23 protein-coding genes and 1 pseudogene are annotated in these 22781 nt (G+C 34.6%); 22 read left to right on the top strand and 2 right to left on the bottom strand.

Features of this window, described 5'->3' with window-relative positions:
• The first annotated feature begins 6 nt into the window (after nt 1-6).
• The gene (locus P2Q73_RS09470; RefSeq protein ID WP_275786301.1) at nt 7-1143 is read left to right on the top strand and encodes a zinc-dependent alcohol dehydrogenase; all 1137 of its coding nucleotides are present in this window, start codon (nt 7-9) and stop codon (nt 1141-1143) included.
• Nucleotides 1144-1409: 266 nt separating this feature from the next.
• Nucleotides 1410-2507: an L-dopachrome tautomerase-related protein gene (locus tag P2Q73_RS09475; RefSeq protein ID WP_275786304.1), complete on the top strand. Its 1098-nt coding sequence runs from the start codon at nt 1410-1412 to the stop codon at nt 2505-2507.
• A 467-nt stretch (nt 2508-2974) separates the two neighbouring features.
• Here the strand turns inward: P2Q73_RS09475 and P2Q73_RS09480 are convergent, their stop codons facing one another.
• Nucleotides 2975-3556 (bottom strand): TetR/AcrR family transcriptional regulator, encoded by a 582-nt coding sequence (locus P2Q73_RS09480; protein WP_275786307.1) that lies wholly within the window; start codon nt 3554-3556, stop codon nt 2975-2977.
• A 347-nt stretch (nt 3557-3903) separates the two neighbouring features.
• Here P2Q73_RS09480 and P2Q73_RS09485 point away from each other — a divergent pair, with 347 nt between their 5' ends.
• From P2Q73_RS09485 to P2Q73_RS09560, 16 genes are all read left to right on the top strand, one after another.
• Nucleotides 3904-5127: an MFS transporter gene (locus P2Q73_RS09485; RefSeq protein WP_481747154.1), complete on the top strand. Its 1224-nt coding sequence runs from the start codon at nt 3904-3906 to the stop codon at nt 5125-5127.
• A gap of 166 nt (nt 5128-5293) precedes the next feature.
• Nucleotides 5294-5719: an ester cyclase gene (locus P2Q73_RS09490; RefSeq protein WP_056832273.1), complete on the top strand. Its 426-nt coding sequence runs from the start codon at nt 5294-5296 to the stop codon at nt 5717-5719.
• Between the two features lie 183 nt (nt 5720-5902).
• Nucleotides 5903-6172: a hypothetical protein gene (locus tag P2Q73_RS09495; RefSeq protein WP_275786314.1), complete on the top strand. Its 270-nt coding sequence runs from the start codon at nt 5903-5905 to the stop codon at nt 6170-6172.
• A 240-nt stretch (nt 6173-6412) separates the two neighbouring features.
• Nucleotides 6413-6898, top strand: a complete 486-nt coding sequence (locus P2Q73_RS09500; protein ID WP_275786316.1) for a GNAT family N-acetyltransferase — start codon at nt 6413-6415, stop codon at nt 6896-6898.
• A gap of 452 nt (nt 6899-7350) precedes the next feature.
• Complete coding sequence (locus P2Q73_RS09505) at nt 7351-8142, top strand: hypothetical protein (protein WP_275786318.1); 792 nt, start codon at nt 7351-7353, stop codon at nt 8140-8142.
• 130 nt (nt 8143-8272) lie between these two features.
• The gene (locus tag P2Q73_RS09510) at nt 8273-8722 is read left to right on the top strand and encodes a hypothetical protein (RefSeq protein ID WP_275786320.1); all 450 of its coding nucleotides are present in this window, start codon (nt 8273-8275) and stop codon (nt 8720-8722) included.
• A gap of 186 nt (nt 8723-8908) precedes the next feature.
• Nucleotides 8909-9346 (top strand): VOC family protein, encoded by a 438-nt coding sequence (locus P2Q73_RS09515; RefSeq protein WP_275786323.1) that lies wholly within the window; start codon nt 8909-8911, stop codon nt 9344-9346.
• Between the two features lie 243 nt (nt 9347-9589).
• Nucleotides 9590-10210 (top strand): hypothetical protein, encoded by a 621-nt coding sequence (locus P2Q73_RS09520; protein ID WP_275786325.1) that lies wholly within the window; start codon nt 9590-9592, stop codon nt 10208-10210.
• Between the two features lie 198 nt (nt 10211-10408).
• Nucleotides 10409-10885, top strand: coding sequence for a GNAT family N-acetyltransferase (locus P2Q73_RS09525; protein WP_275786328.1), 477 nt, complete (start codon nt 10409-10411; stop codon nt 10883-10885).
• Between the two features lie 214 nt (nt 10886-11099).
• Complete coding sequence (locus P2Q73_RS09530; protein WP_275787438.1) at nt 11100-11591, top strand: NUDIX hydrolase; 492 nt, start codon at nt 11100-11102, stop codon at nt 11589-11591.
• A gap of 98 nt (nt 11592-11689) precedes the next feature.
• Nucleotides 11690-12604, top strand: coding sequence for an aminoglycoside phosphotransferase family protein (locus P2Q73_RS09535; protein WP_275786331.1), 915 nt, complete (start codon nt 11690-11692; stop codon nt 12602-12604).
• A gap of 55 nt (nt 12605-12659) precedes the next feature.
• A complete protein-coding gene (locus P2Q73_RS09540) occupies nt 12660-13094 on the top strand; it encodes an NUDIX hydrolase (protein WP_275786333.1) in 435 nt (144 codons plus the stop codon).
• Nucleotides 13095-13205: 111 nt separating this feature from the next.
• Nucleotides 13206-13739: an ATP-binding protein gene (locus P2Q73_RS09545; RefSeq protein ID WP_275787441.1), complete on the top strand. Its 534-nt coding sequence runs from the start codon at nt 13206-13208 to the stop codon at nt 13737-13739.
• A gap of 162 nt (nt 13740-13901) precedes the next feature.
• Nucleotides 13902-14543, top strand: coding sequence for a Type 1 glutamine amidotransferase-like domain-containing protein (locus P2Q73_RS09550; protein WP_275786335.1), 642 nt, complete (start codon nt 13902-13904; stop codon nt 14541-14543).
• 1176 nt (nt 14544-15719) lie between these two features.
• Nucleotides 15720-15932, top strand: a complete 213-nt coding sequence (locus P2Q73_RS09555; protein ID WP_275786339.1) for a hypothetical protein — start codon at nt 15720-15722, stop codon at nt 15930-15932.
• Between the two features lie 308 nt (nt 15933-16240).
• Nucleotides 16241-17275, top strand: a complete 1035-nt coding sequence (locus P2Q73_RS09560) for a S66 family peptidase (protein ID WP_275786342.1) — start codon at nt 16241-16243, stop codon at nt 17273-17275.
• 137 nt (nt 17276-17412) lie between these two features.
• On the opposite strand, the gene P2Q73_RS09565 is transcribed toward P2Q73_RS09560, so the two are convergent.
• The gene (locus P2Q73_RS09565; RefSeq protein ID WP_275786344.1) at nt 17413-18174 is read right to left on the bottom strand and encodes a glycosyltransferase; all 762 of its coding nucleotides are present in this window, start codon (nt 18172-18174) and stop codon (nt 17413-17415) included.
• Nucleotides 18175-18749: 575 nt separating this feature from the next.
• On the opposite strand from P2Q73_RS09565, the gene P2Q73_RS09570 reads away from it, so the two are divergent.
• The 4 genes and pseudogenes from P2Q73_RS09570 to P2Q73_RS20420 form a co-directional block, all read left to right on the top strand.
• Nucleotides 18750-19295 carry a GNAT family N-acetyltransferase gene (locus P2Q73_RS09570; protein ID WP_275786347.1) on the top strand — a complete coding sequence of 182 codons (546 nt, stop codon included), beginning with the start codon at nt 18750-18752 and terminating at the stop codon, nt 19293-19295.
• 607 nt (nt 19296-19902) lie between these two features.
• Nucleotides 19903-21015: an ABC transporter substrate-binding protein gene (locus P2Q73_RS09575; RefSeq protein WP_275786349.1), complete on the top strand. Its 1113-nt coding sequence runs from the start codon at nt 19903-19905 to the stop codon at nt 21013-21015.
• Nucleotides 21005-21838 carry an alkaline phosphatase family protein gene (locus tag P2Q73_RS09580; RefSeq protein WP_275786353.1) on the top strand — a complete coding sequence of 278 codons (834 nt, stop codon included), beginning with the start codon at nt 21005-21007 and terminating at the stop codon, nt 21836-21838. The genes P2Q73_RS09575 and P2Q73_RS09580 overlap by 11 nt, the downstream gene beginning before the upstream one ends.
• Before the next feature lie 703 nt (nt 21839-22541).
• Nucleotides 22542-22664 (top strand): annotated as a pseudogene (locus tag P2Q73_RS20420) (ABC transporter permease); the annotation flags it as partial.
• Nucleotides 22665-22781 lie beyond the last annotated feature (117 nt).

Here is a 22781-nt window from a genome sequence, read left to right on the forward strand (position 1 = left end):
TAAATAATGAAAGCTGTTACTTTTCAAGGTGTTAAAAATGTTCAGGTAAAGAACGTGAAAGATCCAAGCATCCAAAAAGCGGATGATATCATAGTTAAACTGACTACTACTGCCATTTGCGGATCAGACATACACTTAATTCATGGGATGATACCAAACCTTGGAGAGGATTATGTTATTGGACATGAACCTATGGGAATTGTAGAAGAAGTCGGTAAGGATGTAACGAAAGTTAAAAAAGGGGATCGCGTTATCATCCCATTTAATATAGCATGTGGCCAGTGTTGGTACTGTAATCATGAATTAGAAAGTCAATGCGACAATGCGAACGAAAATGGAGAAATGGGCGCATATTTTGGCTACTCAGACACGACGGGAGGGTTCCCAGGTGGTCAAGCGGAATTTATGCGAGTTCCATATGCTAATTTTACACCTTTTAAGATTCCAGAAAACAGTGAAGTAGCGGATGAAAGTTTAGTGTTACTTGCAGATGCTGCAGCTACAGCATTTTGGAGTGTAGACAATGCGGGAGTGAAAGCAGGGGATACGGTCGTAATTTTAGGATGCGGTCCAGTTGGTCTGTTAGCACAAAAATTCGCGTGGTTAAAAGGTGCAAAAAGGGTTATTGCAGTTGATTACGTTAGTTATCGTTTAAAACATGCAAAACGTACGAATAACGTGGAGATTGTTAACTTTGAAGATCATGAAAATTGTGGTGAATATTTAAGAGAAATAACACAGGGGGGAGCAGATGTAGTCATTGACTGCGTAGGAATGAGTGGAAAAATGACTCCACTGGAATTTCTTGCATCTGGTCTGAAATTACAAGGAGGAGCAATGGGAGCTCTAGTAATTGCAAGTCAAGCTGTTCGCAAAGGTGGAACAATTCAAATTACAGGAGTTTACGGGGCACGTTATAATGCATTCCCATTGGGTGACATCTTTCAACGAAATGTGAATATTAGGACAGGCCAAGCTCCAGTTATTCACTACATGCCGCATTTATATAATTTAATTGCGGAAGGTAAGGTTGATCCAAGCGATATTGTCACTCATGTACTTCCTTTAGATCAAGCTAAGCATGGCTATGAAATATTTGACACCAAAATGGAAGACTGTATAAAAGTTGTACTAAAACCGTAAATATACCGGGTTAGTTTTTGAGCATCTCTTATGAGGTGCTTCTTTAGATTTTGGAGAGAATAAAAATTGTATTCCTAAATAAAAAGAAAAATGCACATGATGAAATAGTATTTCATCATGTTCAATTTGATTCATTTATCAATTTGTTGTATATACATGGATTGTTCCATCCAATCACGATAGAAAAATTTATCAAGAACCAGGCACTAAAAAATTTTTTCAACATATATAGGTGATATCCGATCGAATTTGATGAGGAGGATATCATGCAGCCTATATTACCTATGGAAAAATATTTTGGGCAGTTTGAACTGGTGCATGCTTTTTATGGGGCTATGCCAACAGGTGTCAGCGTTTCCGAAACTGGTCGTATTTTTGTTTGCTTTCCGAAATGGGGAGACGACGTTCAATTTACTGTGGCGGAAATTGTTGAGGGTGAATTGCAACCTTATCCGAGTTTAGAAACTAATTTGGATAATGCTGGAGAAATTACGATGTCTTTCGTCAGTGTGCAAAGTATCATTGCTGATGGAAGAGGAACACTTTGGGTACTAGATACAGGCGCACCAAATTTTTCTGAACCTATTCAAGGGGGAGCAAAATTAGTTGCTGTTGATTTAAGCACGAATACAATAAGGAGAGTATATACCTTTACAGAAGATGTTGTCTTGCCAACAACTTATTTGAATGATGTCCGTTTGGATTTTCGGGTTGGAAGAGCAGGCTATGCATATATAACGGATTCTTCTTCCAGAGGGCCAGGGGGTATTATCGTCGTAGATTTAGAAAATGGGAACGCGTTTAGACGGTTAAATGGGGCAATATCAACTTCACCTGATCCCTATTTTTTACCGAAAGTAGAAGGTGAAATTTTGATGAATCGAAACCCGGACGGCACGACTTTCCCATTTAGATTGGCTTCCGATAGTTTAGCAATTTCTTCTGATGGAAAGGTTTTATTTTATGCTCCGCTAACCAGCCGTCAGCTGTTCTCGATCTCAACAGAAGCCCTTAGAGACAGAAGGATACAGGACTTGAATTTATCCCAATATGTGCAGTATTGGGGAGAAAAAGGTGCGTCTGATGGAATGATCACCGGCGCAAAAGGAACCGTTTATGCGGGAGACTATGAGAACAACAGTATCCGGAAGATATTGCCGAATGGCGCAATGGAAACCATCGCACATGACCCGAGAATTTTATGGCCGGATACTTTTTCGATTGGCCGCGATCAATACTTATATGTCATAGTGAATCAATTACATCGGCAGGCAAGATTTCATTATGGAAGAGACCTGCGGGAAAAACCATACAGTTTACTTCGTATGAGAATTGATGAATTCCCTGCTCCTACCTTTTCATAATAATCTTAAACGAAGGTAGCTATCCCTCATTAGGGAGCTGCCTTTTTTGTCGGTTAAAATAAAAAACAGGTACCTGTGCAAGAAACAATTCAGATAGCAAACTACAATAAAAGATCTACCAAATTCCCAAAACGAACCCTCATATGAAAAAGTAGCTAAATGGTTGTAATGAATACAGACACAGACATAGACTCAGACACAGATAGAATTTATACATCCTCATATTAAACTAACGGCTGTTTTAGTTAAACAAGACCATCATTTTGATGGTCTATTTTTAAGTCTAGAATATCAAGTAGATTTCGGCGTTCCATTGTGAAATGTTACACATCAACTAACACAGCAAGTTAAAAAACTCTCTCTTTACAAGAGGAAGTTTTTTCTTTTAGTTTTGAATTAGAAGAGGGGAATGAAATTAGAATTTTTAGATTCATATAACCAGATAAATAAGATTGAAGCATTCCGAGCTACTTAAGCAATGTAAGTATCTCTTTTATTGCATTATCAACAAATGATCGTTTTGGACGAGATTTCATTATTACTGTAAGTCCAATTAACGATACGATTAGCGCTTGTGCTAAGGCTTTTGCGTTTCCATCGGTCTCAAGTTCACCTGATTGTATACCACGTTCAATGGTTTCTTGAAATATGATCGAAAGGTACATTTGATGTTCCCTTGTAAGAATTTCAAATTTCTCATCATGAGGCGCAAGTTCGACCATTGTATTAATGCAAAAGCATCCTCTACTGAGACTTTCTGTGTATTCCTCAGCAACCACTTCTTCAAAAAAAGTGTGAAAAGCTTCCTTTACAGATGGAAAATTTTGAAGTCTGTTTCGGATTTCAGAAGCATGGGACATCGTGTATTTACGTAGAGCGGCTTCAAACAATTCTTTTTTACCACCAAATGCAGAGTATATACTGGGTCGTTGAATTCCCATTCTGGAAGTTAAATCACTTAATGAGGTTGCTTCATATCCCTTCTCCCAAAATAGCTGCATAGCTGCATCTAATACTTTTTCTTCATCAAATTCGCGGGTTCGTCCCATAATCAATACCTCTCGTTACTTTTGATTTTTATGTTTAATTATTTTTGTCATATAAAAATGCCACTTTTCTTTGTTTTTGTACTGAATAGTATAATATAAATTTATATTATTCACTTTATAATGTCAAATGTTGACTAGTTAATCCTAACAAGAGATTTAACGCTAACATAGACGTTATTGCCCAAAATATAATTTAAACGTTGACAGAATTAGTTTCTGTAAGTTATATTAACCAAGCAATATAACATACTGTTCGGTACAGTATATTTCTCTGTATCTAAAATTAATGGGAAAAAAGGGGTGACAGAGTGGAGGAAATTAAAGAAAAAATAGCAGCCAATGCAGAGATAAATGCGAATTCGACTCAGGGAGCATTTATCTCATCTGATTCAATCCGTGTCTCTTCTATGTCTCGTAATGTGTCATTATTATTTGCGGCTGCCTGCGGGATGTCAGTAGCAAATATCTACTTCGCACAGCCGCTACTTGATCAGCTGTCGAGTGAGTTTGGTATAGACTATTCCATCATAGGAATTGTTATTACCATCACTCAAATCTTTTATGGATTAGGATTGCTACTGCTAGTGCCACTTGGTGACTTGCTGAACCAGCGCCTATTAATTATCGGCCAGATGTTATTATCCATATTAGTTTTGGTTATAGTTGGAACTGCTCCCACCAGCACGATACTATTTGCAGGAATGGCTTTAGTGGGACTTCTTGCGGTAGTAACTCAGACTCTTGTGGCGTTCGCAGCATCTATGGCTGCTCCTGCAGAACGAGGGCGTGTGGTTGGTATTGTAACAAGCGGAATTGTAGTCGGTATACTTCTTGCGAGGTCCTTTGCAGGAATATTAACGGATGTTGCGGGGTGGCGTTCCGTATATCTAGTCTCTGCTGCACTAATGCTTTTTATGGTTTGTATGTTTTTTAGGGTATTGCCCAATATTGAACGAGAGGTAAAGTCACTGTCCTATCCCCAATTGCTAAGATCGGTGTTTATATTGTTTAAACAAGAACGGATCTTACGTATCCGCTCTGTTCTTGCCCTACTGATTTTTGCTGATTTCAGCATTTTGTGGACTTCACTTGTACTCCCTCTTAGCACACCGCCATTATCTTTTTCACACAGCGCAATTGGTGCACTTGGTCTTGTAGGAGTAGCGGGAGCTTTAGCTGCAGCACGCGCGGGGAAGCTTGCTGATCTGGGTTACGGACAGAGAACAACGGGCATTTCTTTGATCTTATTGTTGATTTCATGGTTATTCATCAGCTATACAGAGCAATCGCTATTCGCATTAGTTTTAGGTATTGTACTGCTTGACTTGGCTGTGCAAGCCATACATGTTACTAATCAAACGATGATACTTCCTTTGCGTCCGGAGGCACGGAGTCGGTTAACAGCTGGGTACATGGTGTTTTATTCTATCGGAAGTGCTAGCGGATCAATTGCTTCTACTCAAATGTATGCGCACTACGGGTGGGAAGGAGTATGCTTGCTTGGGGCGTCTGTTAGTGCTTTAGCTCTTCTATTTTGGGCAATGACAAGGAACCTAAAGTTTCCGCATTAAAGTATGCATATGTTTTAACCTATCTCAGATACCATCATGAATCTGAGATACATAGCAACCAGTCTAAAGGAAATCAATTCTAGTACAAAACTATTCGTTTAACAGCTTCAAACGAAGACCATGCATTTGACGGTAACAGCATTGAAATAAATATGGAGGTGTTCAAATGACACCAGAACAAATAATTAGAAAATTTTTTGAAGAAGTACGATCAGGAAAAAATCCAGACTACTCAAATCAATTAATGTCCGAACAAGTATTGGCTCATCAAATTGTATCCGAGGAAGAACAAACAGTTTTAAGGACGCCTAAAGATTATGCTGAACACGTAAGAGAAATGATTGAAGCCTATGGTAATTATTCTTTAGAAATTCAAGAATTATTGGTACAAGGACATAAAGTATATGTCCGTTGGAAACAAGTAGGTGCACACGTAGGAGTAGTCGATGGATATCAACCTACAGGACTTACGATAACTCAAATGACAAGTGCAGTATATAAGATAGAAGATGGAAAAATTTCCGAGTATTGGATTCAAATTGATAGGTCAGGGGTTCAAAAACAATTAGAGTACAATAAACATATTAAATAGTTATTTAATATTCTAAAGGGTTAGGATAATAAACTTTTCTTGAACTAACGGGTGCTTTAGTTATACAAGTGGCTGCCTGTAAGGGTAGCTTTTTCTTATTGAACTAAAGATGCAGGTTAGTTCAACAAGGGATTGGATATTTGTGGTAAAATATAGAAGGTGAAATAAAGGGGGAAAAGTTGAATGAATAAGAATTTACAGGCATTTTCGATTATCTTTTTAGGTGTATGTATTGTTATTAGTTCTTGGTTCATTTCTGAGGCTTTGAAGACTAATAATAGTGAGATTGTTGAAAGGCAAAATGAGAACGTACAAAACGAAAACCGTTACGAACATATAATGATAGTTACTGACTATTTTAGAATTTTTGATAAACAAACGGGAGATTACTGGGAACAAATTGGTGGCGGAGATTGGGAGAAAAATACACCTATATTAAACCCTAATAATTAGTAATTACATCACTAACGGGTGCTTTACTTCAAGAAGGAGTGAAGCTTTTTTCTTATTGAACTAACGGAGCAGTTTAGTGTAAAAAAGCAGGTTAGTTAAAGAGTGCTGTTTGTTCTTTGTTCAACAATTGGGCCATATTGATGAACAAGCTTCTTTAACTAAAGAGGTTTAATAAAAATGACTCTTGAATGTATGTTCTTAAAGTAATATGTAATAAAAAACAAAGGAGTAACAACGTCTATGGAAAAAATTGAGTACGTTGAGTTAAAACATTTTTCGAATGAATATTTAGATGTATTAAATTCTTTTGAACTTCCTGAAGAACAAGTGTTGTTCACTGCATTACCAAGCAAAATCTTAGAGGCGACAGAAGGACAACATCGGATTGTTATTTTAAGTGAGAATGAACCTGTAGGTTTCTTTTTATTTCATTCAACTGAACGAGTAAAGGAGTATTCAGATAATCCGAAAGCTATGTTGTTAACTGCCTTATCTGTTAATCATGAGAAGCAAGGAAAAGGTTATGCTAAACAAGGTATGCTCTTGCTAAGCGATTTTGTTAAATCTGAATTTCCTAATTGTGATGAAGTCGTTTTATATGTAAACCATAAAAATCTTCCTGCACAGCTACTGTACTTAAAAGTAGGTTTTAAAGATACAGGTAAGAGAATAATTGGTCCTAAAGGTGAACATTATATAATGAATTTATGGTTGCAAAATACTTGACTTTCGGTGAGATTTAGTTGAAGCTCGTGGGTTGCTAAGGCAACTCTATTTCCTATTGAACTAAAGAAGAAGGTTAGTTGAATAAGGGATTTCCATTTAGGCATAGGCTATGAAGAAAGAATTGAATTGATGATTAAGAAAATTGGTATGAATGAATGGACTGAAGGAGACTTAGATTTTCTAGGTTATCTCTATTAAGTAAGAGGAATTTTACAATTAAAATCAACATTTATAGGTTCATCTTTATTACACAATAAGAACAAACTGTTCATTGATCTTGTTCAACAAACGGGTGCTTAAGTTAAACAAGATCAATAATTAGATGGTCTATTTTTTTGTTAAAAAAAGTAAATATCGATGATGCTGTGTGAAATGTTACACTTCAACTAACGAAGCAGGTTAGTTGAAGATGGATAGTATGAATAACTAGCTGTAGATAGGAGGTATGGATATTGAAAATGGATACTTTTTCTCTTATCTCATTTATAATTTTGTGGGGAATACCAACTTTCATTGTTGTTAGAGGTTATCTAAAAATGAATTCTGATGATAAAAAATTAGCAATCAATGATTTCAGATCACCCTGTTTTATTTTTACAACAGGTTTTATTGTAATTGGTGCTCTTTTTTTACATTTAGGGCTTTTATTCACCCTAAGCATAATAAAATTAATTGGGTTCGTTTTCCTTGCTCTAGGAGGAATTTTATCAGCAATTAATAAGTGGAATAAAAGCAAGATCAAAAGTGTCTTAGTGAAAAAAATATTTAAATACACAATTATCGGTATTGCTACTTTCTTTCTTATTTTACTCGGATTTTACTACTTAATAATAAGAAGTTGGCAAGGAGAGTTTTTTCAGTACGATAATGGTGTGACAATTGAGGTTTACAATTCAAGTAAACAAGAAATAACAGATTTAAACTTCTATTTTTCATTTTATAAAACTCATGTACATCAGAATTTAGGTAATATCAATAAATTAGAACCAGGAGAAACAACTATTCTATATAGTCATCAAATAAAAGACGTTGGTAATGATAGAAGTCTGTATTTACAATATCCACTTAACAAGAATAAGACAGATGTTGTGAGCCTCGCTTATGTACCGTCTTATAAACCTAGTAAGATAGTAGTCGTTTTAGAAATAACCGGAACTGATAATTATGGGAAATATTTATTTAGGTTAAAAGGGTTTGATGATATAGGACAATTTGAAGTTGATTTGACATCCGCTAGAGAGTGATTGCTTTAATGGTACCAAGGAGTGCTTATTCAACAAACGGGTGGTTTACTTCAAGAAGGGGTAGCATTTTTATTCTTATTGAACTAATGGTGCAGTTTAGTCCAATAAGAATAAAAAAGGACGGTGTCAAATGGAGAAAAATTTGTGGGATTTCAAAAAAATTGGAATCGTAATTATAGTTTTATTACTTATTATGGTGGGTTTCTTTATCTTTGCTAATGCTAATAGGACTTATTCAGCATCAGATGTATTAGGTGATCATGCTGACTTAAATGCAGAAAACCCATTTGTAGACATTGAAAGTATTGATCATGAAACAGAGAATATATTCACATCAATTGAAATTCCAGAAGAAACGCAACAGGAACTTATAGAGGCTTTTAAAAATTTAAAATTCAAAAAAGCAACTGATGTTTCAAGTGACTACGATTACCGAATCAATATTACATTAAATACAGGATATGCAATGTTTGTTAATTCGGATAAAAAATCACTAATTATTCTTGATACTTACGAAAACTATACAATGGAAAATGATAGTGATTTCATTCAGATTTTAAAGAATGCGACTAAGAAGTAAACCTGAATTTTGATTTTTCACTAACGGGTGCTTTACTTCAAGAAGGAGTGAAGCTTTTTTCTTATTGAACTAACGGGGCAGGATTGTTGAAGAAGGATATTTCCTGTTTTAAGTGAAATAGAATTTCAAACAAACTTTACACGAATACAGATATTGAAAATAATAGGAACATAGGAGGTATGAGATATGAAAATCAATAGAATAGATCATGTGAGTATAAACGTAAATAATCTTTCAGAGGCTAAAGCTTTTTTCCTTGATTTAGGACTTCAAGTGCAAGCGGAATGGGAATTGGATGGAGAACAGTTGGATAGAATAGTTGGGCTTAATGATGTTAAAACGGCGTGTGTAGGATTGGGGATGCCAGATGGTCAGACATGGATAGAGCTAGTCAAATTTTATACGCCATCAGATGAAAAAGATATTCAGCAACCTTTTGCCAATACGCTGGGTATCCGACATATTTGTTTTGCTGTTGAAGATATTGAAGCTATTGTCGCAAGATTGAAAAAGAATGGCACAGAAATCTTTAGTGAGATACAGCAATATGAAGAAAGCTATAAGTTATGCTACGTTCGTGGTCCAGAGGGAATTATTTTAGAGTTGGCGGAGAAAATCAGATAAATATTGAATGGGACTTTAAATGATTAGTTCTCCAACTTTAAAGGTTTCTTCTTAAACTATCGGGTGCTTTAGTAGAACAAGTAGCTGCCTGTAAGGGTAGCTTTTTCTTATTGAACTAACGCAGCAGTTTACTTAAAGAAGAAGGAGGACATTGTGGGGACTTTTTAGTGGATTTTTGACATACCTTCTTAACAGGAGGGATTATGTGTTAAAAAGGATATTAATTATTACTAAAAACTTATAGTGGGAATAGCATCATTTAGCCTGTTAAATAAGCCTTCAGAAGTTGATACTGCTGTTGCGAATAAGGGGGAACCAGAACCTTTTTCTACTAAAGAACGAGAACTACATGTTTCTACATTGAATACGGTAACTGAAAAAATTCATGAGAAATATGGAGATTTGGAATTTGCTGTAAGTTCGAACTCGGAGATAGAATTGAATGTAAAAGTTAAAGAGAATGAAGAATATTTTTATTCAGTAAAAAAGGATATTGAGTCCATTGCAAAAAATGTAATTAAATCTTCCACATTAAAAGACTATACAGTTATTGTAGAAAGAATGGATTTATCTTTAATTTCCGAAGAAGCTGAAAATGCAAACAAAGAACTTTTACATTTAGCATCGAGTTTAATGGAAGGTCTTAAACATAACGACGTATTCGGAAATATAAATACTGAGTATCAAAAATCCATTACCATCCAAACTTCAATAAAAGGTTCAGATAATGATGCACATAAGTTAGCAATGGAAATTGAAGAGACAGTGAATGAAATCCTACATTCTAAGAAACTAAATTCTGTATCTAATATTTACTCTTATAAAATTAAAATATTGAATTCCAAAGGGGAAGTAGTAAATTAGTCAATTTATTGGCTAAACAATATTTGCACACCTTCTTCAACTAACGGGTGCTTTAGTTGAAGATCACTGAGCTGATAAGACAGATCTTTTTCTTATTCAACTAACGCAGCAGGTTAGTTAAATAAGAAGGGTTATGTTGCAATGGTATTGAATAAGTTAATATGTGAATTAAACAATTATTAAGGGGTAGAAAAAAATATGGATATATCTATTCGAAATGCCGAGCAAAACGATTACGATTTTTTGTTGCCTTTATTTAGGCAGGTTCATGAATTCCACGTTTTTTTAAGACCAGATTTGTACAAAGAGAATTCCACTCCAGTTGAGCAAGAGTTTTTTGAGAGCCAGTTGATTGATGGCAAACAGCATGTTTTTGTGGCTACCGTAGGTGATGATATAGTCGGTGTTGTAGTGACAAAGGAAGAAGAAATAACTGAAAATTCTTTTGTTAAAGCGAGGAATGTATTAGTTATAAACAGTTTATGCGTTGCTGAAACGCATAGAAAGAAAGGAATAGGAATAAAACTAACTAACTACGTTTTGGATTTTGGGAGGAGCCTCAGAGTTGATAGTATTGAATTGGGAGTATCCGAGGAAAATACAACTGCCATTGAATTTTATAGGTCAATTGGGATGAGAACAAAGGGTAGAAAAATGGAGATTATATTAAACTAACGGGTGCTTTACTTCAAAGGAGTAAAGCCTTTTTTTCTTATTGAACTAACGCAGCAGGTTAGTGAAAGAGGAAATAAAAAACGAGAATAGAATATAAACATTGAGGAATAGGATTCTTATCAATTAATAAACATTAAATTATTTGAGGGGAGGGAGTGACATTAATATTAATCAAAATGTATAAACGTCGGGTGCTTACGTTTTATATCGGGGGCTGTTTATTTTTCAGGTTGGTCCTACAGAAGAGGCAGATAACCTTGGAGTAGTTAGACTTGGTGGGCATAAAGAATTTGAAGAAACCGCATTAGAGACAGCTAGGCGTGAAGTTTTTAAAGAGGCTTCAATGAAAATAACTCCAATAAATTCTCCAATAACTTATCATATGAGTGAGTGGGGAAATAAGCCTTCCATAATACGGTTAGGCGAGGAAATAGCTCCAATTTTAGTTAAAAGAAATGAGCAGGAATCTTTATCAATAATGTATCTTTCCTACTCTGAAAATGAACCAAATCCCTCTACAGAAACTAATGGACTTCTACTACTAACTCCAGAAGATCATTTTATCTTAAATGATTTTATTAAACAAAATGGAAAAGCGATATTAAAAGGAAATATAAATAGAGATTTATTTTTAATACCTTTTCCCCAACTATTATTTCTTTCAAAATTGTTAAAAGAACATCCAGATTTATTCATCATAAAATAAAATCAATTAAATGAGGATGTTTGTGAAACTATACAATTAAACTAACGGGTGCTTTTGTTGAACAAGACTATGAAAGGTGAAATATTAGGAGGAACGTGATGGAAGATAATATTCCAATACTGATGGATAAAATAGAGGTTCTTCGTAATTCTACTATGGTTACTATGCTTTCTAAAGGTTATTCACTTGATAAGAAATATGTCGTTATAGATAAAGATGAAAACAAATATTTGTTACGTATCAGTGACATGGAAAGGTACGATAGAAAAAAGGAAGAGTTTCAAATCTTAAGTGATATTAAGAAGTACAAAGTTCATTCTCCACAACCAATTGATTTTGGAATTTTAAAAGATCTTGGTATTTGTTACAGCATATTTTCTTTTATTGAGGGTGAAGATGCAAAAAATTCAATACGATCCTTCACAGAACAAGAACAGTATGAAATTGGAATAGAAGCAGGAAAAGACTTATCGCAAATTCATTTACACCCAGCTCCATTCTCTATTAAACATTGGCATATAAGAGCTATACAAAAACATAATAGATATCTAGAGGAATATAAAAAGTGTGGTATAAAAATTATTAATGATGATAAGGTATTGAGCTTTATAGAAAGCAATTACCATTATCTAAATAAACGTCCTAGTCAACTTCAGCATGATGATTTTCATTTAGAAAATATTATATTGAAGAATAAAAAGTATGTTGGTGTAATTGATTTTGATAATTATGATTGGGGAGATCCATTTCATGACTTTGTAAAAGTTGCTTTGGCTAGCAGAGTAGACAGTATTTCTTATTCTATTGGACAAATAGATGGATACTTCACTAACAATATACCAGAAGATTTTTGGAGACTTTATTCAATCTATTCAGCTATGGTTATTTTTTCTAGTGTTGTTTGGTCAATTAAGAAATCCCCAGAACAGCTAGATAAATTTATAGAACGCATACATTTGATATTGGAAGATCATAAGAACTTTGAGGTGTTAAAACCTATTTGGTATAAATGATTAGATTTAATATACTGAATATTATTTTTATGTTTGGTAATCAAGGGGGAATTATATGTATCCAAGGGCAAATGCTTTAGGAATAATAATGAACAATAATAAAATTCTTTTAGAAGAACAAGAGGGAAAGCATTCAAAAGGGACAGGTACATATTATCGACCAATTGGCGGGACAATTGAATTTGGAGAGAATTCTAGTGAGACTATTATAAGAGAATACAATGAAGAAATAGCAGTGGACATAGAGATTAAACGTTATATTGCCTGTTTAGAAAACATCTTTAGAATAGACGGAAATTTAGGTCACGAAATAACTCAGATTTACTTGGTGGGATTTATAGACCAAACTCTATACCAAAAAGATAGTTTTAAAGTTGTAGAAGGAAATAAAACTACATTTACGAAATGGATTTCCTTAGAAGAAATTATTGATGGAAAGAAGATACTTTATCCCAATGGTCTGAAAGAATTATTACAGAAAAATATTTAGATTTCTTATTAAACTAACGCAGCAGGTTAGTTTAAATGGGAATTTTACTAAAGATGACATTTATCCGTATAATCGAAATAATATAAATGGATATTATAGGAGGGGATTCCAATTAAAAATATACATATATTTGGCGCTGCTGGTTCAGGAACTTCGACACTCGGAACTGCGTTATCAGAGGAACTTTCTTATACTCATCTTGATACAGACGATTATTTTTGGATAACTAAGTTTACAGAACAAAGAGCATTAACTGAAAGAAGAAAAATGCTAAAACATGATTTATCGAAATATCAAAACTGTGTTCTTTCGGGTGCGATATGTGGTTGGGGTGACGAATTTAAAACCTGTTTTGACTTAGTTATATTTTTATGGATTCCCCAAAATGTAAGACTTGAGAGATTGCAACAAAGGGAATTTCAAAGGTATGGGAATGAAATATTAGCTGGTGGTAGTTATCACGACCAATCAAAGGCTTTTTTGGAATGGGCTTCTTTATATGATGAAGCAGGAATGGAAGTTAGAAGTAAAATGTTACATGAACATTGGATGTCGGACTTAGTTTGCCCAATATTGAGAATAGAAGGAGACTATACGGTGAAAGAGCGAGTGAATTTAGTCCTTAATTATTTAAGTTCCAACTAAAAAAGTTATTAAACTAAAGGGTGCTTTAGTTAAAAATCATGGGTTGCTTAGGCAACTCTTTTTTCTTATTGAACTAACGGGGCAGATTAGTTGAAGAGGATATATATATATATAGTTTTATGGAATTAGTTATTAATAATTAATAAAAGGTGGGAATGTATTATGAAAAATAGACATTTATTTTTATTTGGGGGAAGCCCGCCATTCTGTAAAAAGCTCGGAAGGAAATTTGCTGACCATTCTTTGAATAACAATGCAAAGGTAGCTGTTTTATTTATTGAAAGAGAAGGCTGGGAAGAGTATATGCAAAAATATACGAGTGAGTTGGAGCTATATGGGGTCACCAACTTTGTATATTTGCCCCTTTCTTCTGACCTTTCGAATAACATTGTAAATGAATTGGTTTCCTGTACAGGAATAATCATAGGCGGGGGAGAAACAGAACTATATCATAAATATATTGTAGAGACAGCTGTAGGTGTACATATTAAAAAGCTTTATGAACAAGGAATTCCAGTAGCAGGTTTTTCTGCTGGAGCTTTAATAAGTCCGGAAAACTGCATAATTCCTCCGATTGATAATTCCAGTGGTAACCACTTATATCTCACGGGATTGGGTCTTATTAAAAACTGTGTAATAAGTGTTCATTTTACTAAATGGAATGAAGAAGAAAATTTAAAAACAGCTTTATCTAAATTTAATGCTTCACTTGGTTACGGAATAGAAGACGAGGAAGGTATCTATTTTATTAATGAAACTCTCTCAGAAGCTGAGGGTGAAAAGTATTACATTCTTAAGGAATAAAACTAGCCTCTTATTAAACTAACGGGTGCTTTAGTTAAAGATCATTGAGAAAATGTATCCATGGACTTTTTCAAAAATGACGCTAAGTTGGGAGAATGAAATAATCGGCATCAACTACCAAATATAACAAGTAGCCGAAGAAGCAATTTCGACTACCCATAGACTTGCTATTAAAATGAACAGTCATCCACCTGATTAATCCAGCTTTTGACCTTTTCAAGAAGCCTCTCCATCCTTCCATCTACAAAAGGAGACTTTAGATTTGCACTCTTTAAAAGCTCAGGGTATGAGAGCCGTCCCCCTTGTTTGCGCATTGCTAGGAAGCTGTCCCAAGCAGAATTCGGGTCATCTTGCTGTTTAATCCATAGCTGGACTGCAGCAAAATGGGCCAAATCATAGTCCATGTAATAAAAAGGCGAAGTGAACAGATGCCCAATTTAATAAAACCCTGTGCCTTGCCCTAAAAATTCATTGCAATCATAGTCCCGTTCCGGCAAGTTAACAGCTTCAAACAAAGACCATGCTTTTGACAGTAACATTTCCATTTCCCCTTAAAAAGTAATATTAAAGGGATTATTGCCAACTTAATAGAATTATAGACACAATGAGTTTTACTAAGGGGGCAGTCGAATAAGAGGTTAGTTTTTGGGGCGGAATATTGGGGGATAAGGGGAACCAGTTTGGAAGAACTTCCGTATGTAATTATAATATCGATTGTATTGATTAGTAGTTGGATTGATTACAGAAAGAAGGTCAAGAAAGCTTAAAACGAAGAAGATATAAGAAGGGCATTTGTTCCCTTTCTTTTAGTAGTGGTCCTATTTGTTGTATCTATTTCAGTATTTCTTACTTAACTATCAGCATTTTAGTTTAAGATTAATGAGTTGTTTTATCAGCACTTAAAACAAGATTCGGATTTTTTGAGGGATTTCTTAGTCGGGATATCATTTGCTTTCCTTTCGGTATCTACAAGTTTTTTTTCAAACCTCCCACCGAATAAATTCCTTGATAATTGGTTCTCTAATGATTATAGGTTCTCTTGTCATGATTTATTCTGCTTTATTAGAGTATAAAAAACGACCATTATAATTCTTGTATATCTAGTTTTAAACGACCACTAATACTGGTGGATAAATCCTGTTACACTATATATATTTAACTAAAGGGGTCTTAAGGATGAATAAATTCCAAAAGGCATACTATGTAGTAACTTTCTTTTTAGTATCTCTTATGAGCATTTTAGCTTTCTTTTTTATTGAAGTGCCAGAAAATTTATGGGCAAGACTAGCGAGATTACTTTTAACTTTAATTTTATTTAACGGATTTATTTATATGTCATATAAGGTACATGAAAAAATTGCTCAATTGTACAAGAATAATAAAATTTAATAACTTGAATACTCACAGTTTAAAAGAGCCGAATTGAAAGAAATCAATTCTATTGTGGTGAAGATCATCAACTAAAAAAGAATACAGATAAAAACTATAAAAAAAGTAACTTCATTCTTTCACATTTTGGGTTAGACAGGATAATATAATTTTTCTACTTCAACTAACGGGTGCTTTACTTCAAGAAGGAGTAAAGCATTTTTCTTATTGAACTAACGAAGCAGTTTAGTTGAAGAAGGAATAATTCTCAGTAATCTAGAATCTAATAATTGTTCAATATTAAAATAACTATTTAAAGGATGATTTTTATGAAAATTAAATATCCCACACCTCTGAAGCCAAACAGTTGTATAGGTGTAACTGCACCATCCAGTGGAGTTGAAGAATCATTACATATACTTGTGGATGAAGCAAGGCTACAAGTAGAAAAAAAGGGATTTAAAGTCTTAATCGGAGAAACTGTACTAACACAACATAAAGGGAGAAGTGCCTCTAAAGAAAAAAGAGCAGAGGAACTAATAGCTTTTTTTCAAGATGATAATATTAGCGTCATAATGCCTCCTTGGGGTGGTAGCTTTGCAATGGAAATCCTTCCAATTATAGATTGGAATAAACTAAAAGAATCGAACCCGAAATGGATATTAGGCTATTCAGATATTAGTACATTAAATTTTGTATACACTTCAATAACAGGTCATGCATCTGCTCATGGAGTAAATTTCACTGAACTATCAGCTCCTGAGTGGGATGGACTATCTAGTAAATGGATAGATGTACTTAGTTGTAATGAAAATGAAGAAATTACACAATATTCATCTGAAAAATATCAATCTAGTTGGGATAAAGTGTACTCAAATCCTGCCACAGGATTTTATCTCGATTCACAAACAGAATGGAAAACATTAAACAATGAAGATGAAATGACATTTTCAGGGAGATTGATTGGAGGATGTGTAAGTACTTTACAAGTCTTGGTGGGAACTCCATTCGATAATGTTAATAATTTTGTTAATCAATACTGTCATGATGAAGGTGTCATTTGGTATCTTGAAACTGTCGGAATGGATGCTGCAAAAATTTATAGGGCTTTATGGCAAATGCAACAAAATAATTGGTTTACAAATATTAAAGGCGTGCTTTTTGGACGGACGAGTGGATATAAAGATATAGGTGACTTTACACTAAACGATGCCTTGATGGATGTTTTTGAAAGCTTTAATATCCCTGTTATTCTAGATGCTGATGTGGGGCATACACCCCCACAAAATATTTTAGTGAATGGTGCATATACGACAGTAAAATATAGTAAAGGTAAGGGTTCAATCACCATGAAATTTATATAGGTCTAATAAGGAAAATAGATAAAAAAACAGACAACTTTAATTGTCGTCTGTTTTATTATCTGCTTTTTGTTTGCGTTATCTTGCCTTCAAGCTGAGAATTATTATCTGGAATATAAGCAATTGAGTTTACTTCATTATCATCTTGCTTGATCTTCATAATAGGCTTCATTAGCAGCCTTGTGATTAGTGCCCTTGATATAAGCTAAAATCATAGCAGGTCGTTTAAGTAAAACCCAGTCCCCATAATGGTCAAATCTTCTGCACGAAGTAATCATTCCATTCTTAATCGTTCCATATTTTTTACCATTTTTCTTACCCCATTGTTTTAATCGCTTTGCAAAATCAGCATCTTCTGCCATTAGCATATTCTCGTTAAAACCTTTAATTGCCTGAAAATCTTTTTTATAGCACCAAAAAATTCCTACAGAGATAAAACCATACTTGAACAGTAAGGGAACAATTAGTAGCATGGTAGAAACCACTATACCTATGGACATTCTTTCGAAATTTCCATTCACGCCTCCCCCAATGTATTGATTGGATGCTAAATGCTTTTCAACCACAGATAACAAATGTTCTGTCATTCGAGTATCAGCATCAATTGTAATCAGGATTTCACCTTTTGCTAGTGCAGCGCCTGCATTTCTAATTTTGGATAAATTCTTATCGTAATTTTCCAATGTCACGCAATTGTAGGACTTTGCAATTTCCTCTGTTTTATCCGTACAACGATTTAGCACAACGATCACTTCAACTTGATTCTTATATGGTTGTGCGGCCATTGCAATTGATTCTAGGCATTTCCCTAAGTACTTTTCTTCATTGTGCGCAGGTATTATAATGGAAAATTTTACATCGTCATCAGGAACATCTTTTATAAATCGTTTGCTTTCGGACATATAAAATCCCTCTTTCTAGTAAATTGGTCCTTATAAATTCAGTATATCATATACACATTATTCTGAATTTTGGTTTGTATGTCTATTTTGTAACAATATATTCAAAGTGCATCTGACTTCATCACAACGAGAATTCTTTTTAATCTTACAAATATGGGCTATTGGGGTACTATTGATGTGGAGAATCTTTTCCAAAGTAAAATGAGAAAATACTACTTATTTTAAAATTATATTGAAAAACTTTTTGCTTTGGGTAACTATCACTATCGGTTTTATATTCTCGCATCTCTTTATATAAGAAGATTTGGGAAAAGAAAAAGAATTAAGTTGTTTTCTTATTAAACTAACGGGTGAGCTTTAGTGAAAGATCGTTGAGCTGCTAAGGCGGCTCTTTTTCTTAATTAACTAAAGAAGGGGAAGGAATGAAGGAAGGATGCTGTAAAAAAGTTGACAAAACCATTAAAAACAAAAAAATAAGGGTGGAAAAGCAAAATCAAAAGAAACGAGGGAGGGTTCAAGTCATACTTTTGCCTAATTAGAATAAAATGGTAGTAAAAAGATATTGGAGGGGTTTTATGAAGCTAGTAGGACAACAAATTTATCTTCGATTTTACAAAACTTCTGATGCCAGCGAGTTAGCTAACTTACATACTAGAAATCGCGAATTTTTTCAACGAGTTAGCCCATTACTCCCAGAAGCGATTTATACAGAAGAACATCAAAAAATACGCATTGAACAGGCATTAAAAAAGACAGATGAAGGGCAATTATATGCCTTTGGAATCTTTTTAAAAGCAACTGATAAACTTATAGGAGACATTTCATTAACTCAAATTGCTAGGGGAGACCTTCAAAGCTGTTATACGGGATTTATTTTAGATAAGGAGTATAATGGAAAGGGCTATACAACAGAAGCTCTTCAACTTGTTGTAAACTTTGCTTTTAAAGAATTAAAATTACATAGAATTGAAGCAGGAGCTATGCCTGACAACATAGCATCTATTCGGGTATTAGAAAAAGTAGGGTTTAAAAAAGAAGGTATAGCTAAAGAAAATCTAAAGATTAATGGCAAATGGACAGATCATCAAATATTGGGTATCATCAACAGCTTGGATGTGTAAGCTCATTTCACGCTTCATATAATATGTAAACGAAACACAGTATCGTGCGAGACTGCCTTGTACATTTTTTAAAATTTTACCACCACTACTTCAAGAAAAGTACGTAGCAATAAAATTAGATTATCGCAAATAACCATATTTATAAAACAGTTTAAAGCCTTATATAACAAGGTTTTGGCTGTTTTTTATTTTTACCTGAGTTAGAAACATGTATGTGGCTAAACTTCATGTGCATCCTCACCTCTATCAAATCTTGTACCAAAAACCATTCTTGATAAATATTGTTACTAATAATATTGTTGTTACACTCATTATTCGGGTTATCTAGACAAAATTTGATCACCCCTACAGTTAACAAAAACGTTCGTTTTTGTCACTCCTAAAGCAACGTCCTTACGGAAACAAAAAATATGAGATTAAATTTAATTATATGTTTTACTACCGGGACCCAATTAAAAAATAAAAGATGATGATTTGGACGAATAAAGAACTGATTTACAAAACCTTAACATCGGATTAATGTGGGATTAAGATTCACTGATTATGATTAAACCGTAACAAACAGTAATAAACGTTAAAAATCCCACACTAAATGGAGGCACTTTTTATGAATTACAAATTCAAGAAGAATTGTTACAAGTCTATTCAAGTTTTGATGTTAGGAGTGAGTGTACTAGGATTAGCTGCTTGTGGAGCTACTAAAGAGGAGGCTGCTCCAGTTGTTAAGGATCCAAATACGTTAACCCTGAAAGAAATTGAAACAAAGGCAAAAGAAGAGGGGACAATTAATAGTGTCGGTATGCCTGATTCATGGGCTAACTGGGGGGAAACTTGGAATGAAGTGATGAAAAAATATACACTGGAACACAATGATACAGATTTATCCAGTGCCGAAGAGATTGCCAAAATGGAATCTGAAGGAGAGAATGCAACAGCTGATATCGGCGATGTAGGGATTTCATTTGGGCCAATCGCGGAACAAAAAGAATTAACGACGCCATATAAAACTTCCTATTGGGACGAGGTACCTGACTGGGCAAAAGATGACAACGGAGATTGGGTTGTTGGCTACCAAGGAACGATTGCATTCTTTACTAATAAAGAATTAGTAGATAACCCGCCAAAATCTTGGGATGACATATTAAAAGGAGATTATAAAGTAACAGTTGGAGATGTTCAGCGTGGTACACAGAACCAAATGGCTGTTCTTGCTGCCGCTATCGCTTACGGCGGTGATGAAACAAATCTCCAACCAGGAATTGACTATTTTGCTAAGCTTGCCAAGCAAGGTCGCCTTAGCTTAACGGATGCCAAGCCGGCTAACATAGAAAAAGGGGAAGTGGAAGTTGCACTAGTTTGGGATTTCAATGCTCTTGGTTACGCTGACCAAATTAACCGTGATCAATTTGAGGTAGCCATTCCAAATGAAGGTTCAGTCGTAAGCGGCTACGCAACTATTATTAATAAATATGCAAAACATCCGCATGCGGCGATGGCAACTAGAGAATATATCTTAAGCGATGAAGGACAAATTAACTTAGCTAAAGGATTTGCCCGTCCAATTCGCGATGTAGAACTTCCGAAAGAAGTAGCTGAAAAAATGGTTCCAGAAGTACAGTACAAAAATGCAAAACCAATTGAAGATTACAAAGCTTGGGAAGAAACAGCAAAAAATTTACCTCAGCTTTGGCAAGAAGAGGTGTTAGTCCATGTCAAATAAAGTAATAGCAATTGTTGTTGATGGTATGAGATATGATAAGGCATGTGAGGCTCTTGGATTTATTCAACATCTAGTTGAAACAAATCAGGCAGCACTTTACAAAGTGAAGTCGGAACTTCCAAGTCTTTCCCGTCCATTATATGAAGTGTTACTAACGGGTACACCCGCATCAGTGAACGGTATTACGTCCAATCAAGCCGTTCGCTTATCTACTGAGAAAAGTCTCTTTCATCTTACGAAAGAAAACGGCTTAAGAAACGGAACGGTATCTTACTACTGGGTAAGCGAACTTTATAATCGCGCTCCATTCCATTTTATTGAAGATCGTGAGCAAGAGGATGAGTCTAAGACGATTCAATATGGAAAATTTTATTGGGATGATGACTACCCAGACAGTCATGTGTTAATGGATGCAGAAGCTTTGCGTAGAAAGTATGACCCACACTTTTTATATATTCATCCGCTCGGTGTAGATGTAAAAGGAGAAAATTTCGGTTCGGAATCGAAAGAATATCGTGAACAAATCTTAAAAATGGGAAGCTTGTTGGCACAACTTTTGCCAATTTGGATTAAAGAAGATTACCACATTTTAATTACATCTGATCATGGCATGAGTGAATATGGCAACCATGGCGGCATAACTGATGGTGAGCGTGATGTACCACTCTTTATCATTAGTCCAAAAGTCGAGCCTGGCGTTTACAGTGAAGTGGTTCCGCAATTAGCTTTTGCACCGCTCGTTTGTGAACTTTTAAATATTGAGCCGTCCAATAAAATGATTTCATATCAATTGCCAGGTCTGAAAGGAAAAATTACTCTTTAAAAAAATAAACGATTCAACATTAAAATGAAGATTGTAGGTGGATTGGAATTGGTTTAACAAACGTATTGTTAGACCAATTCCCAAATTGTTAGAGAACATAGAGGAGCGAGAAGTCTTGCGAAAAATCAAAAAACAAAAAATATATTTATTAGCTCTTTTACTGCCATTTATTATGTTTGTGGTTGGATTTGAATTAGGCCCATTAGTGGCAATGATTAAAAATAGTTTTTATGCAGACGATGGAATTCAAGTTACGATAAATCAATATATTACCATATTTAAGAGTGAATTTTATTTACAAGCCATTCAAAATAGCCTTGTCATTTCCTTATTTTCTGCTGTAACTTCTGTGATTATAGCAGTCATTTCAGCCTATTCGCTTACAAAGTTCTCACAAAAAATACAAAATCGCTTACTAATGATTACCAATATGACCTCGAACTTTGAGGGGATTCCCCTTTCATTTTCATATATTATTTTACTTGGAAACAATGGGTTGTTTACGTTGCTTTTTTCTAAGATTGGTTGGAATGTGTTTGCAGATTTTAATTTATATTCATGGACAGGCCTTATTCTTGTTTATGTTTATTTTCAAATTCCGCTTGCTGTTATGCTCATCTACCCGTCATATCAAGGAATTAAGAAACAATGGAAAGAAGCCTCTTCATTATTAGGAGGGTCAACAGTATCATTTTGGCTTCACATTGGGATTCCAGTTCTTTTACCTAGTATTGTAGGTACATTCAGTATTTTGTTTGCTAATGCGATGGGAGCTTACGCTACAGCCTATGCATTAGTCGGCAGCAACTATAACTTATTGTCATTGCAAATTGCCTCTCTAGTTGCTAGTGACGTTGCACTAAAGCCTCAGTTAGGTAGTGCGTTGGGAGTTCTTCTAGCAGCGACTATGATAGGGGCGATGTGGTTCAATGGACGAATGATG

Source organism: Bacillus sp. Cr_A10, assembly GCF_029222665.1.
Lineage (GTDB): Bacteria > Bacillota > Bacilli > Bacillales_A > Planococcaceae > Psychrobacillus.

What these genes read in the sequence shown, in the direction of transcription:
- P2Q73_RS09475 (WP_275786304.1), top strand. Translation starts at nt 1,410, where the DNA reads ATGCAGCCTATATTACCTATGGAAAAATATTTTGGGCAGTTTGAACTG.
- P2Q73_RS09540 (WP_275786333.1), top strand. Translation starts at nt 12,660, where the DNA reads ATGTATCCAAGGGCAAATGCTTTAGGAATAATAATGAACAATAATAAA.
- P2Q73_RS09480 (WP_275786307.1), bottom strand. Translation starts at nt 3,556, where the DNA reads ATGGGACGAACCCGCGAATTTGATGAAGAAAAAGTATTAGATGCAGCT.
- P2Q73_RS09525 (WP_275786328.1), top strand. Translation starts at nt 10,409, where the DNA reads ATGGATATATCTATTCGAAATGCCGAGCAAAACGATTACGATTTTTTG.
- P2Q73_RS09515 (WP_275786323.1), top strand. Translation starts at nt 8,909, where the DNA reads ATGAAAATCAATAGAATAGATCATGTGAGTATAAACGTAAATAATCTT.
- P2Q73_RS09555 (WP_275786339.1), top strand. Translation starts at nt 15,720, where the DNA reads ATGAATAAATTCCAAAAGGCATACTATGTAGTAACTTTCTTTTTAGTA.
- P2Q73_RS09560 (WP_275786342.1), top strand. Translation starts at nt 16,241, where the DNA reads ATGAAAATTAAATATCCCACACCTCTGAAGCCAAACAGTTGTATAGGT.
- P2Q73_RS09570 (WP_275786347.1), top strand. Translation starts at nt 18,750, where the DNA reads ATGAAGCTAGTAGGACAACAAATTTATCTTCGATTTTACAAAACTTCT.
- P2Q73_RS09580 (WP_275786353.1), top strand. Translation starts at nt 21,005, where the DNA reads ATGTCAAATAAAGTAATAGCAATTGTTGTTGATGGTATGAGATATGAT.
- P2Q73_RS09495 (WP_275786314.1), top strand. Translation starts at nt 5,903, where the DNA reads ATGAATAAGAATTTACAGGCATTTTCGATTATCTTTTTAGGTGTATGT.
- P2Q73_RS09575 (WP_275786349.1), top strand. Translation starts at nt 19,903, where the DNA reads ATGAATTACAAATTCAAGAAGAATTGTTACAAGTCTATTCAAGTTTTG.
- P2Q73_RS09550 (WP_275786335.1), top strand. Translation starts at nt 13,902, where the DNA reads ATGAAAAATAGACATTTATTTTTATTTGGGGGAAGCCCGCCATTCTGT.
- P2Q73_RS09565 (WP_275786344.1), bottom strand. Translation starts at nt 18,174, where the DNA reads ATGTCCGAAAGCAAACGATTTATAAAAGATGTTCCTGATGACGATGTA.
- P2Q73_RS09510 (WP_275786320.1), top strand. Translation starts at nt 8,273, where the DNA reads ATGGAGAAAAATTTGTGGGATTTCAAAAAAATTGGAATCGTAATTATA.
- P2Q73_RS09470 (WP_275786301.1), top strand. Translation starts at nt 7, where the DNA reads ATGAAAGCTGTTACTTTTCAAGGTGTTAAAAATGTTCAGGTAAAGAAC.
- P2Q73_RS09490 (WP_056832273.1), top strand. Translation starts at nt 5,294, where the DNA reads ATGACACCAGAACAAATAATTAGAAAATTTTTTGAAGAAGTACGATCA.
- P2Q73_RS09500 (WP_275786316.1), top strand. Translation starts at nt 6,413, where the DNA reads ATGGAAAAAATTGAGTACGTTGAGTTAAAACATTTTTCGAATGAATAT.
- P2Q73_RS09535 (WP_275786331.1), top strand. Translation starts at nt 11,690, where the DNA reads ATGGAAGATAATATTCCAATACTGATGGATAAAATAGAGGTTCTTCGT.